This is a genomic window from uncultured Lutibacter sp., assembly GCF_947495725.1.
In the GTDB taxonomy this organism is placed as follows: Bacteria; Bacteroidota; Bacteroidia; order Flavobacteriales; family Flavobacteriaceae; genus Lutibacter.
The window spans coordinates 1-538 of record NZ_CANLZZ010000018.1; the positions used below are offsets into that span (position 1 = coordinate 1).

A 538-nucleotide genomic window follows, 5' to 3' on the forward strand; every position below is an offset into this window, starting at 1 on the left:
CCTAAATTAAGATCTCCAGAGATATTAACAGGACTTTGATTATTTACATTTAAAGCATTGTTAAGGTTTGTTACCCCATCAACAGTAAGTGCACCGGTTAAATCAGTTGGGTTTTGGCCAGTAACTTTTAAATTATTGTTTATTGAAGCTTGTCCATTAACTTCTAAAGCAGCGTTAAGTTTTGTTGCTCCATCAGCAGTTAAATCACCACTTAAATTTGTAGAGCTGCCATTTTCAACAACTAAAGCTTCATTTAAAGTAGTTTTTCCTTCAACATTAAGAACTCCAGACAAATCAGTAGGACTTTGGTTTTTCACTTCTAAAGAATTATTTAAAGTAGTTTTACCATTTACTTCTAAATCACCTTCAAAATCAATTTCGCCACCAATAGCCAAATTTCCTGAAGCAATAATATCTCTATGATATGCATAAGGAATAAAGGTAAGAGGTTGATTACTTAGATCTTTATAATTGCCATCTAAATTAATTTCAACTTTTAAATCTTTTTGATTTCCGTCCCAAACAATTTCATTAAAGG

Annotated in this window: 1 protein-coding gene; it reads right to left on the reverse strand. The window is 31.2% G+C overall.

All coding sequences use genetic code 11. The features are described from left to right. The coding region (locus tag Q0776_RS17725; RefSeq protein WP_298371355.1) for a hypothetical protein at nucleotides 1-538 on the reverse strand (538 nt) is incomplete at both ends.